General features: G+C 57.5%; 7 protein-coding genes. 3 read left to right on the top strand and 4 right to left on the bottom strand.

Features of this window, described 5'->3' with window-relative positions:
• The first annotated feature begins 1029 nt into the window (after window positions 1-1029).
• The gene (erm, locus tag HMPREF2129_RS10780) at window positions 1030-1884 is read left to right on the top strand and encodes a 23S ribosomal RNA methyltransferase Erm (protein WP_016456425.1); all 855 of its coding nucleotides are present in this window, start codon (window positions 1030-1032) and stop codon (window positions 1882-1884) included.
• A 70-nt stretch (window positions 1885-1954) separates the two neighbouring features.
• Here erm and HMPREF2129_RS10540 read toward each other — a convergent pair whose 3' ends face one another.
• Window positions 1955-2362 carry a type IIL restriction-modification enzyme MmeI gene (locus tag HMPREF2129_RS10540; protein WP_425319843.1) on the bottom strand — a complete coding sequence of 136 codons (408 nt, stop codon included), beginning with the start codon at window positions 2360-2362 and terminating at the stop codon, window positions 1955-1957.
• A 434-nt stretch (window positions 2363-2796) separates the two neighbouring features.
• Here HMPREF2129_RS10540 and HMPREF2129_RS02385 point away from each other — a divergent pair, with 434 nt between their 5' ends.
• Entirely contained in the window at window positions 2797-3771 is a 975-nt protein-coding gene (locus tag HMPREF2129_RS02385; protein ID WP_034662607.1) for an NAD-dependent epimerase/dehydratase family protein, read from the top strand.
• Between the two features lie 544 nt (window positions 3772-4315).
• Window positions 4316-8671 (top strand): NACHT domain-containing protein, encoded by a 4356-nt coding sequence (locus tag HMPREF2129_RS02380; RefSeq protein ID WP_198021509.1) that lies wholly within the window; start codon window positions 4316-4318, stop codon window positions 8669-8671.
• 221 nt (window positions 8672-8892) lie between these two features.
• Here HMPREF2129_RS02380 and HMPREF2129_RS02375 read toward each other — a convergent pair whose 3' ends face one another.
• The 3 genes from HMPREF2129_RS02375 to HMPREF2129_RS02365 form a co-directional block, all read right to left on the bottom strand.
• Window positions 8893-9585, bottom strand: coding sequence for an ABC transporter ATP-binding protein (locus HMPREF2129_RS02375; protein WP_052092559.1), 693 nt, complete (start codon window positions 9583-9585; stop codon window positions 8893-8895).
• 62 nt (window positions 9586-9647) lie between these two features.
• The gene (locus tag HMPREF2129_RS02370) at window positions 9648-10730 is read right to left on the bottom strand and encodes a FecCD family ABC transporter permease (RefSeq protein ID WP_084576451.1); all 1083 of its coding nucleotides are present in this window, start codon (window positions 10728-10730) and stop codon (window positions 9648-9650) included.
• A gap of 3 nt (window positions 10731-10733) precedes the next feature.
• The gene (locus HMPREF2129_RS02365; RefSeq protein WP_034662599.1) at window positions 10734-11939 is read right to left on the bottom strand and encodes an ABC transporter substrate-binding protein; all 1206 of its coding nucleotides are present in this window, start codon (window positions 11937-11939) and stop codon (window positions 10734-10736) included.
• Between the last annotated feature and the right edge of the window lie 97 nt (window positions 11940-12036).

The raw sequence follows: 12036 nt of genomic DNA, 5'->3' as shown, positions 1-12036 counted from the left end.
CGCTGCAACACGTCCGTGGCGCGCCGTTGTGTGACACGCAACACAGGTGTTGTGTGTTCGTTTCGTAGTTTTGACCTCGTTTCGTAATTTGCCGATCAAAATACGAAAAAATTACGAAACGCTCTACCTGCGGTTTCGTGATTTCCGCAAACGAAAAGAACAAAACTACGAAACACGCGATAACGCTGTGACCTGCATAGACACGTCACATTTCGGCGGTGTTTCGTAATTTTGCGGTATTTCGACCCAAACCTTTTAAGAGAGAGACACAGACACGCATTGCAGGCACATGTCTACGACACAGAGCGTCCTCGTTGAGGGCACGCTGCAGGGGTTGCAGCTATGTGACACGGGACACAATCGCAATCAAGGTGTCTCTTCTTATTTAGATTTTCTTCAAAAAGTGGAAAAATTACGAAACGAAAACCATTTACGCTGCTCAACGTATGTTTTTGTGTTTCGTAGTTTTGTTCTTTTCGTTTACGAGATTACGAAATGACCCGCAAATACCTACCGTGACCTGCGGTGATGTGTTTCGTATTTTTCTGCGTAATTTCACGTCGCCCGAAGCAGGCACCCTGCCGTGTGCTTGCTGCAGGGCTGCGGCCGTCCCTCCATGTGGAGCGTCAGTGTCGATGCTGTAACTTAAACGTACATACATTTGTGGCGCTCTCGTTACGTGTCTGTGCATTGCCGAGCTCTTTACTGTTGTGTGTGGGCGCGCAGCCGTAGTGTCCGTGCCACTCCGAGTAGGGCGCGTCGTACCCCAAACCCATGTTCAATTAAATTCCAATCCAGAGAGGTCTTGCACTGTTGCGGTGCGGTTGTCTTCTTTCTCACCGTATTGGACCCTGCGAAATTAATTGGATACGATAGGCCCATGTTGATTTCAGGTTCCGTTTTCATGCGGCCGCTCACCAGCCGCTAAGGCGGTTTTCTCCCTCCCGCAGGTTAGAAACCGCTCCGGTCCTTTAGCCGGGCGGCCATTTGCCATGCCCGGCTCCGTTTCAACTCCACGGAGCACACCTGATGTCTACATACGGATACGGCCGTCACGAACATGGCCAAAATTTTCTCACAGACCACAAGATCATCAACTCCATCGTCGATCTTGTAAAACAAACCTCCGGCCCCATCATTGAGATCGGGCCAGGAAGCGGTGCCCTCACTCACCCGATATCCCACTTGGGGAGGGCAATAACGGCAGTTGAGGTAGACGCAAAACTAGCTGCCAAACTCACAAAAAAGACCGCCTCGGCGTCGGTCGAAGTGGTCCATGATGATTTCCTCAACTTCCCGTTACCCGCCACTCCCTGCGTCATTGTGGGAAACATTCCCTTTCACCTCACCACTGCCATTCTTCGAAAGTTGTTGCATGCGCCGGCATGGACTGCCGCTGTACTCCTCATGCAGTGGGAAGTCGCTCGCCGCCGGGCCGGGGTAGGTGCAAGCACGATGATGACAGCTCAGTGGTCCCCATGGTTCACGTTTCACCTTGGTTCCCGAGTACCAAGGTCTGCTTTCCGGCCACAGCCAAACGTTGACGGGGGGATCTTAGTGATCCGCCGGGTGGGTGACCCGAAGATCCCGATAGAGCAACGCAAAGCCTTTCAGGCGATGGTGCACACCGTTTTCACCGCCCGGGGACGCGGGATAGGGGAAATTCTCCGAAGGGCAGGGTTGTTTTCATCACGTTCAGAGACACAATCATGGTTGCGCTCGCGAGGAATCGACCCCGCAACCCTACCTCCCAGATTGCACACCAGCGACTGGATCGATCTCTTCCAGGTGACTGGTTCCTCTTCACCGCGCCATCGGCCCATTTCACAATCGGGAAGTAGTCAACGCCCTCCTCAACGGAAAAATCGAGGCCGGCGGCGGTAATCCCCCCACCACCAAAACCGAAATCCACCAGTAGTAGTGAACGACCCATGTTCGTCTACCGTGAGCCGCGTTATGGCAGTGACGTGTTCTCGTCGGGCACAGTCATAGTTCCCGGCGTTGCCAGCGACAGGGTTCTACACCCAGCAGCGGGACCGATCAAAATCACCCGCACGGGGAACGACCCTGCTGGTGGTTTCGATTTTGATGAAAGCGAGGAGACATAGCCCCTCGCCAACTCCCCGTAGCTGGCGAACAGTAGCTCCTGGCGCTGGCGCTCGTTGGTGAGTTTGCGTGCCACATCGAAAGCCTTATCGACTTCCCGGTCCAAGTTGTTGTGAGCCTTGAGCAGAATTGGGTCCATCGATAACGGGTTGTAGTGCTCCGCGAGTGACCGCTGGGGGTGCCGCTCGCGTGCCCGCAGCACCAACTGTCCAGCGTCGATGATTCGCTGCTGCGCCTTCTCATCTAGTTCACACAGAGCTGGTCCGCAGTTGTAGCTCCCGATGTACTCCGAAAAACGGAAAAAATAAATAGTGGGGATACATCAACCTTCCACTTTCCATTCTTCCGGCTCAGAGTATTGAGGGGTCTGGGACCGGGTCCGTAAACCCTTTATGTTTTTCGCGCACAGCGGTTTTTAGCGACGCACCCTATAGGTTTTCCGCAGAACCTATATGTGTTTCTGTGCACCCCCATATGTTGTCTGTTTCTAGCGGTATTTCGTTGTACTTTGCGCATCGAATAGTTATTTATCGACGACACTCCGTCGAGTTCAAGTTCAACGTGTAGGTTAGCCGAATAAGAAGCTCTGGCAGATGGTGGGGCAATCCTGCTCTGACATCTTAATCTAGCTTGGGTGCGCTGGGATTAGGACTGGTCACGTGTGAGAAGTTTTCGTGTACAACTAGTGACATGAACTTTTTATTGCTCGGTGGTACCGGTTTCCTTGGAGGACACATTGCGGCTGCAGCAGTCGACCGAGGCCATCAAGTTACTTGCCTTGCACGAGGTAACGGGAAGGCTCCCAACGGAGCTGAGTTTGTGAGTGCGGACCGTGACCGTGACGGTGCGTACGATGAGGTTGCGGGGAAAACTTGGGATACCATTGTGGATCTGACGAGTCAGCCGAAGCATGCGCGGGATGCGGCGGCGAAACTCCAGGCCAAGCATCGTATATTTGTGTCTTCGAGCAGCGTATATGAGGATCAGGGAAGTATTTCTTCCGAGTCTGATTCCGTAGTCACTCCGCTTGAAATTGACTACATGGAGGACATGGGGCAGTACCCAGCCGCAAAGTCTGCTTGCGAAACGATTTATCGCAGCACAAATCGGTCGGTAATGGTAGTTCGACCCGGTCTGATCGCTGGCTACGGCGACGAAACAGGGCGCAGTGGTTACTATCCGTGGCGCTTCGCGCATCCCACGGGTGAGAACGTGATCGTCCCAGACCCGGCGTTTCCCGTCGCTATGATTGATGTGAAAGACCTTGCAGGCTGGATAGTTGAGTCTGCAGAAGTTGGGACTTTCGGAACCTTTAATGCTACGGGGTTTGCTACTTCCTTGTCCGATGTGTTCAAGATTTCGCGTGAGTTAACCGCATCGGAGGCTACGGAGCGACCTTGCTCTGATGAACTGCTTCTCGCTAATGATGTAACCCCGTGGATGGGCCCAAAATCGTTGCCGTTGTGGGTACCAGGTGAACAGTTTCGCAACATCGCGCTACTCGATTGCACCGCAGCCTACGAAGCTGGCCTGCAGATTCGCCCGTTGAAAGAAACATTGGCGGATGCGCTGCGATTCGAAGAAGAACAGCAGGGGGAAAGACTCGCTGGGCTCAGCGATGAAGAGGAAGTCGTGCTTCGCCAGCGGTTAGAAGGTGGTATTTAGTTTCGGCAGGAACAGTTTTAGTTGCAGTCGGGACCGTACTAAGTTGGTTTTCGTTCCGCGACTGACTGTGAGAATGAGTCCGAATCTGGCTTGAGGGCAACTTCGGCGGTGCTAGCTCTTCATGACGCGGAACGATCTAGCCTGCGGAGGTTGCCTTTCCGAGCAGGAAACGCCTTGCGGCACACTTTTCAGCTTCTCGAATCGCTTGCAACTGAGTGAGGTAGCCTTCTTTCGCCACTCCGTTGAATTCGAGTTCAACGTGTAGTTCCTGGACAGGGTTACTTTTAGTTGTAATCGCATTTTGGCCCGTAGTCGTTTGAGTGTACTTAAATAGACGCAAGTGCCTCACACTCGGTGCCCATACTCGGTCGAGCCTGCACTAGTCTGCTATGAGTGTCGCCATACGGCATCCCACGTTGAAAGTGATCTCGGAGGTCTGATGTCGCCTAGACCTGGCGGAGAAACAGACAAGCTTGGAAATAGGTACGAGCTCGCATGGGCTATCCGCCATGCCTTATATTGCATCGTCGACGATAGACGGGCGTTGACTGCGGAAGACATCGACGCCGAGCTAAATCGAGGTTCCGAGTTCACTTACGACGACGGTCTCGTTACCGAAGTGCACCAGTTAAAACGACAGAACGGCACTAGTAACAGTTGGACAGTCAAGGCTCTCGCCGATCAAAAGATCTTCGAGGCGGCTGCGGAGCATGTGGCGGCGGGCCGAAGTTACCATTTTGTCTCCCTGGTGCCGTGCCGGTCCTTACAAGAATTGTCCGATCGTGCTCGCAAGTCAGATGATCTAACGAGTTTCACCGACTGCTGGCTTTCTAAAGAGCTAACACCGGTCTTTAACCAATTGGCGGCGGCCGAAATCCTGGGCAATCCCCAAGTGGCCTGGAACACACTTCGCGGAATGCGGTTCTTAGTTCAAGATGAACTCGACATCGTCCGCACGAACAGTATGCTTGCTGTGTGCAGTCTGAGGGGAGCTAGCGGCGACCTCATATCTCTTGCTATAGGGGATATCCTTCTCGACAACCTCGGTAAGCGGTTGACTCGAACTGAACTTTTTGCTCTTCTCGCTCAAAGGGGCATCAAGCCACTGGAACCTGGGTCGCATCTGACGTCGCACCAGCAGGTGTTTAAGATCACGAAAAGCTGGCGTCAGTCCGTTGAACGTGAACTCTTGCAACCACCGATTAAGCGTGCAGAGGCCGCCCACCTAGTGGAGGCGCTTGATAAATATCGGATCGGGCTCGTCGCAGGTACGGCGGGAGGTGGGAAGAGTTCCGTTCTCGAACAAACTGCTGCCGCTCTTGAATCGGCTGGTGCCGAGGTGCTGGCGCTACGATTGGACCGATGCGGTCCGTTCGCGTCGACTGTCGAGTTGGGGCATCAGTTCGGGTTCGAAGTCTCTCCCGCAGCCGCTTTGGCGAGGGCGGCTGACGATCGCGACGCCTTCCTGATTATCGACCAACTCGACGCGGTGAGTCTTGCCTCCGGACGTATGCCGGAGAGTTTCGATGTCGTTATGGATCTCATCGACGAAGCACTGTCAGTGTGCGGAATCCGTGTTGTTATGGCATGTCGCCAGTTCGACATCGATAATGATCACCGTATCCGCGCATTTGCGTCTCGTACCGACGTAACAACGGTGGAAGTCGACCGATTGTCGAAGGAGGAAGTCGAAGCGGCAGTGACAAGAATGGGACTCGACCCAGCGCGGTTAAATCCATCACAACTAGCCCTTCTGCAGACGCCGCTGCACCTTGTACTCCTGCAAACGATTTCGACTCAGGCTGACGCGCTGGCCTTCCATTCGCGCGGATCGCTCTTTGAAGCGTTTTGGGAGCGCAAGCGACAAGCAGTGCGTTCGCGGCGAGTGAATGTCAGATTCAACGACGTGGTCAGTCGGATCGCCAACGCTGCAAGCGATCTGCAAGCGCTGTCTGTCCCAATCGAGATTCTGGACGATGAGGACCTTATTGAAGACGCCAACGTCCTCGTTTCAGAACACTTGCTTGCGCAAGACGGCGGTCGCATCGCGTTCTTCCATGAAACGTTTTTCGACTACGCCTTCGCACGTCTGTGGGTGTCACGCGGGGAGTCACTCGTTGACTTCCTTCTCCGTGACGAGCAGGCACTTTTTCGACGTGCCCAGGTTCGCCAGGTCCTGCAACATCTCTACGAGCGAGCGCCGGATCGTTTCCATACCGAGGTCGAATCAGTACTTACCGCTAACGACATCCGATTTCACATAAAGGAGACAGTCCTTGCCGTCGTAGCTAATCTTCTTGCGCCGACGACTGCCGATGCCGAAGTGATGGTCCGGATCGCCGCGGGACATCCGGGCTTTGAAGACCGGCTCTGGCAGCAGTTGAGTAGACCACAGTGGTTCAGACGATTCCTTGAGGATGGTCAGATTGCTGCTTGGCTTGATGGCCCGAACGAGGGTATGCGGAATCACGCGTTGAATATGATGGCTAGTGCGGTCAAAGAGCACCCAGTATCGATCGCAAAGCTGTTAGGGGACCGCAAGGCCCAGCCGGAATATCACCGCTGGTTGCGTTGGGTCAGCCGTTTTTCGGATGTCTTTCAGAACCGAGATTTGTTCGATTTGGTGCTCGAAGGAGTTCGCGAAGGCGCCTACGATGGGGCACAGCATGAACTTTGGCTAACGATGCGCAACCTGCCTAAGCACGAACCACTTTGGGCGATCGAGGTGTTGCAGGCTCGGCTGATCGATCACGGGGATGCCCTGACGCTTAACGAGGAAGGCAAGGTGACTGTGCTCGGCATGCGAGAGTACAGCGCCGCCGAACTCGTTAGGTATACCGCACATGCTGAACCGTTGGCATTCGTGCTGGTCACGGTGCCGTATCTCCGACGAGTCATGGCGAGGACCGCGATCGAGCCTGGCGTCGACGGCCTGATTCGCGATCTGCACTTCAGCTTTCGCATCAAGGACGATGACTTCGGCAGCTACCGGCTTGATGGCATCCTGCTGGCGGCGTCGGTCCGAGCGCTGGAGAGTGTGGCAAAGAGCGCCCCTGAGGAGATCCGGTTCCTTCTCGAGGAACTGGCTTCCGATCCCTACGACGGATCGCAATTCTTGCTCTACCGAGCATTGTCAGCGGGCGCAGAGCATTTTGCCGGGTGGGCGGCGAGTCTCTTGCTCGAAGGCGGACGTCGTCTCCGTTGCGGCTATATCTCCGATTCCCTATGGGTTGCACGGGAGCTTGTCCTGGCGATTGCACCACACGTGTCCGACGAAATTCACCAGCGGCTCGAGAAGTTGTTTCGAGATTTGCCTTGCGAGTGGGGGAGTAACTGCGGCTCGGGACGCTCGGCTTTCACGTTTCTATCCGCCCTGGAAGAAGCGCGGCTTACTACGGTCGGTCAACGACTCCTCGGGGAATATCGACGGAAGTTTGGGGAGGACGCCCCCGCAGAGCCACAGGGAATTACCGGTGGTTCCATCGGTTCGCCGATCGGCCTTGGTGCCGCAAAGAAAATGAGCGATTCACAGTGGCTGAGGGCTATGTCAAAGTATGACACTGACAAGACGAATTGGGCGACCTTCACCGGCGGAGCCCATGAATTGTCCAGCGTGCTGGGCAATCAAGTAGCCGCAAACCCCGAGCGCTTCGCTAGGCTGGCGCTGCGGCTGTCCCCAGAGTTCAATGCGGCTTACTCCGGTGCGATGCTTAGGGGCTTTGGCGAGGCCGATGCGAGCGATAGCACCGCGCCGCTGATCTTCGACGCTGTCCGTCACATTGCTTCGCTGGGACAGGCAGAAAATGATCGGTGGCTCGGGATGGCGCTACAAAAATACTACCGCGAAGTGCCGCTTGACCTGGTCGAACTGATTAGAGACAGCGCTGTGCACGCGCTGGATCCGGCCGATTGTTCTCCTGTGATCGTTCGGGATGGAACGGACGCACCAAGTGCCGTGGATATGCAATTGAACGGCATCAACACGGCACGAGGGAGTTTGGCCGAAGCTCTCGGCGATCTTTTGGTCACCGACAGTGACGGCAAGAGAACTGCACTGGTCGCGCCATATCTCAACGCGATGGCCGGCGATCCGGTACTCAGTGTCCGTTCGTGCGTTGCCTACACCCTCGCCGCCGCGCTACGGCATGCTCGCCCAGAGGTCATGAGGGCGTTCTCAACCCTGATCAATACTGACGATCGTCTCCTCGCCGCCGGATCTGTTCAGCATTTGATGGTCTACATCGGCAACGTGAATCCCGAGGTTATAGATCCGGTAATTCAGCGCATGTTGGCATCGGATGATGCCGAAGCTCGTGAGGCTGGTGGCGCCGTCGCGGCGTTCGCGGCGATGGAATGGGACCGCCCCGATCTTATGAAACAAGCGCTGTCGGGAGACTTTCACGCCCGAAAGGGCATCGCTGAAACCTGTGTTCAGTGTGTCGATCGCACTTCGAATGTCGAACTGGCCACGGCGACCCTAACCCGGCTTATGAACGACGAGGCGGATGGGGTGCGTAAGGAAGCGGCTACTGTGGCGCTTCACCTTCGCGAGCAACCGCTCCAGCCATTCGTTAAACTACTCGCGGCTTTGATCGACTCGCCGGCTTACGAACACGCCACGCCCCAGTTGCTGGTCACGCTACAGTACGCGCCGGATAGGGTCGATGAACTGGTCTTGAGAGCTGCAAAACGGTTCGTTGATGTCTTCGGGCACGATGCCGCGGACATTCGCACCGGCGCAGCGGGAGATGCGCATTACATCAGTGAACTGGTGGTGCGTGGGCTAGCGCAGTGCCGGGATCCTACCCACCGAGCGGAGTTGCTCGACGTTTTGGACTCTCTCTTAGAGCTTGGCGCGTACGGCATCAGTGAGGCCATAACGGATTCAGAGCGGTTATAACCGATAGCGCTCGAAAGGGCCGCGGGTTTCATTGGAGCCAATGTCTCCTGGCGGGAGAGGTTGATCCGATTCGTAACGTGGTCGAATTTAAGTTCAATGTGTAGCTAACGTGTAGTCAGGGTGTACCGCGTCGCGCTCGACTTCCCACGCGAAGCTAGCCCCAGCGATGCGTCCCTGGAACCCGGACATGAACTGGCCGGGCTGGATATGGGCCCGCGCATTCACACCGGGCAGATGACCGGCACGCCGTCGTCGTCGAGGATGCGGGCGCTAATGCCGTAGACCTCGTTGAGGAGCTCAGGGTTGAGCACCGCGGCCGGGGTATCCAGTGCCACGACACGGCCCGCTTTGACCACGAGCAGCTCGTCGCAGAAACGTGCGGCGAGGTTGAGGTCGTGGATTGCAACCAGGGCAAGCCTGTCGGTTCCCACCACTTCATCGCGGATGATGTCAAGCAGGTGCACCTGGTGGCGCAGGTCGAGGGCGGACGTGGGTTCGTCGAGAAGCAAGACGCTCGGGGTGCGCACGAGCATCTGCGCGACGCTGACCAACTGGCGCTGGCCGCCAGACATGTCGGAGACCATGCGGTCGGCGAGGTGCGTGATGTTGAGTCGCTCCATGATGTCCGCCGTTGCCGCGACTGGATCAGTATCGACCGCGCCGCGGCGCTTCGCGGAAACCATGATGGACTCGAACGCGGTGAGTGACGCGGTGGTCAGCATGTCTTGGGGCACGTAGCCGATGGCGGTGGTGCGAGACTTGCCGGTGACTTCGCACCCATCGACGACGATGGAGCAGGTGCCTTGCGACGGCTTCTTAATCCCCGCGATGGTTTTCACCAGCGTGGACTTGCCGGCGGCGTTTGGGCCGATGAGCCCTACGACTTTGCCTTCTTCCAGCGGGCCGAAGGTCATGTCGTCGATGATCGTGGCACGGCCGTAGCCGACGGTGAGGTGCTCAGCGGAAATTACCACGGTTAGCCCCTCTTTCGTGCGCGGGTGAAGATGAGGAAGACGAAGAACGGCACGCCGACCAGCGATGTGATGATGCCGATGGGGATCGCGAGCCCTGGGATGATGGAGAGCGATACCGCATAAGCCACGCTGAGCAGCATCGCGCCCGCGGCTGCCGCGCCGGGAAGGAAGAACTTCTGGTCCTCGCCCACCAGCATGCGGGCGACGTGGGGGCCGACAAGGCCGATGAAGCCGATGATGCCGGTGAACGCGACCGCCGAGGCGGACAGGAAGGATGCCACAAGCAAGGTAGTGAGGCGCAGGCGTTTGACGTCGATGCCGAGGGCGGCAGCGCGATCGTCGCCAAGCCGTAGTGCCGTTAGGCGCCAGGAGTTGACCACGCAGAAGGGGATCGCTGCGGCGACCACCACAGCGAGGATGACGTTCGCGGTCCAGTTCGCGCGCTGCATCGAACCCATGGTCCAGAACACGATCTGTTGGAGTGCTTCGATGTTGGCGCTGTACTGCAGCAGCGAGAGCAGGGCCTGGAAGAAGAAACTCAGCGCGATTCCGAGGAGGATCATCGATTCGGCGGTGGCGCCGCGCCACACGGACGCGACTGCCACGATAGCGACGGCGAGAAGTGCTGCTATCGCCGCGGTGAGCGCCAGGTTAAACTGCGGGTTCGGGATGAGCGTCCAGCCCATCACAATGGCGATCGCCGCACCGAACGCGGCTGCCGCCGAGATACCGAGGGTGAAGGGCTCGGCAAGGGGGTTGTCCAAGATGGTCTGCATCTGCCCGCCAGCGAGGCCGAGCGCGGCGCCGCACAGCAGTGCCATCACCGCAGCGGGCAAGCGCAGGGTGCGAATGACCACGCGGGTCTGATCCTCCACCGACTCGGGGTGGAAAACGGCGTTGTAGACGTCGGCAAGTGCGATGTCGATGGGGCCGACGACGACGGCGACGAGGAAGCTCGCGAAGGCCGCGATGACCAGCCCCACGATAGCGAACGCTTTGTTGCGCCCGCGCTTGTGGTAGCTCGTAATCGCGGCCTGGCGAGCATCCACGTTTGCGGCGGGCTGCGCGGATACTCGAGTTGTCATGGGTTAGCTCTCGTCCGGGTTCGCAGGATCGTAGAAAAACACGCCGCTGTACTCGAACGGCATCCACTCCTTGTGGAACTCGATGAAGTCCTTGGTGGGGTGGTAGTCAGCGAACTCCTCCGGGTGGATCCACTTGGCAAAGGCTTCAAGCGCGAAGACGTTGAACGGGTTGTCGTAGAACTGGTGGTACACGGCGAAATAGTTGCCGGTCTGCGGCGCTTCGAGCAGCTCGAAGCCGGGCAGTTGCAGCGGGCCGCTGCTAGTTTCTTTCGCCAGCTTGACATCAGACTGGTAGCCCATCTCCACGTGACGGAAGAGGTCGGTCTTGTTCGGTTCGCGCGCCCACTCGCCGCCGGTGACAATGATTTTCTCCGGGTCGAGCTCAATCATCTTCTCTGGGGTGATGGTCTTAGTTTCCGGGCCGAGGACTTCTGGGCCGAGGTTGTGGCCGCCGGCCGCGGTGACCAAGGTGCCCAGGTGCACGTTGCCTGCGATGGCGCAGCACTCGTTGTATCCGGCTGCGGTCCACAGCAGTACGTCAGGCTTCTCGGCAATCTTCGCTGCACGCTCGGAGATTTCCTTGACCTTCGCGTCGTAGAACTCGTTGTACTTCGCGGCGCGTTCGCTCTGGCCGAGCAGGTCACCCAGAAGCTGCATGGATACGGTGGTGTTTTCCAGCGGCTTCTGGCGGAAGTCGATGTAGGCGTAGGTAATGCCGGCGGCATCCATGTCTGCGATCATGCCGGCCTCTTCGGCGGCCTTCTTCTGGTCGAGCGTCATAATGACCACGTCCGGGTCCTGCGCGAGCAGGTTCTCAACGGTGACGTCGCCCTTCTGGATCATCCCGATCGCCGGCAGATCCTTCGCTTCCGGCTGCAGTTCGAGGAGCTTATCGCGGAACGCGCCCGCGTTCTTCACCAGGTCTTGGCCGTACGCAACTATGTTGTCCAGCGGGTTCTCCTGCAGCAGGGCGGTGGCGTAGGCTGCGCGGCCCTCAGCCAGCACGATGCGGTCCGGCATCTCCGCGAACTCGATGGTGCGGCCCGCCGCATCCTTCACCGTCAGCGCTGCGTCCGCAGTGCGTGCCGACGTGGCAACCTCAGAGGATGCCGTGCTGGCGGTGGTGCTGCCGGAGTCGGAGCAGGCGGCCAGGCCGATCGTGGTGGCGAGTGCAACCACGGTTGCGCCGATCTTTTGTGAAAGCTTCAAAACTTCCCCTTTAGTTAAGTAAGCCTAAGCTTAGTTACAGGAACGATGGGAAGACTAAGGTAAGGCTAGGCAAATGTCAACGGTCTGAGTCGTGCAT

This window comes from Corynebacterium tuscaniense DNF00037 (assembly GCF_000759055.1).
Classification (GTDB): Bacteria; Actinomycetota; Actinomycetes; order Mycobacteriales; family Mycobacteriaceae; genus Corynebacterium; species Corynebacterium tuscaniense.
Note: the sequence above shows the minus strand (reverse complement) of the source record. Positions and strands in the feature narration are given on the sequence as shown.